The sequence below is a fragment of the Bradyrhizobium sp. Ken01 genome (assembly GCF_055807355.1).
Genome location: NZ_JBVVPC010000156.1, coordinates 1 through 478, shown reverse-complemented (window position 1 = coordinate 478; position 478 = coordinate 1). Strand labels below are relative to the sequence as shown.

At 66.5% G+C, this 478-nt stretch carries 1 protein-coding gene; it reads left to right on the top strand.

What is annotated here, in order from left to right; translation table 11 throughout:
- The coding region (locus tag AC0L3S_RS39160) for an aldehyde dehydrogenase family protein (RefSeq protein ID WP_473285306.1) at positions 1 to 478 on the top strand (478 nt) is incomplete at both ends.

The following is a 478-nucleotide window of genomic DNA, read 5'->3' as shown; positions in this document are numbered from 1 at the left end:
CGGTGACCGGCGGCGTGATGCACATGTTCAACAACTCCGGCCAGTCCTGCAACGCGCCCTCGCGCATGATCGTGCCGCTCTCGAAGATGAAGGAAGTCGCCGCGATCGCGAAGGCTGTCGCCGACAAGACCAAGGCGGGCGATCCGCGCGCCGAAGGCACCACCATCGGCCCCGTCGTCAACCGCGGCCAGTGGGACAAGATCCAGGGCCTGATCAAGAAGGGCATCGACGAGGGCGCAACGCTCGTCTCGGGCGGCCCGGGCCTGCCCGAGGGCGTCAACAAGGGCTTCTATGTCCGTCCGACCATCTTCGCCGACGTCACCCCTGACATGACGATCGCGCGCGAAGAGATCTTCGGACCGGTGCTGACCATCATCGGCGCCAAGGACGAAGCCGAGGCGGTGCACATCGCCAACGACACGCCCTATGGGCTTGCCGGCTACGTCACGGGTGCGTCCGTCGAGGACGCCAAGCGCGT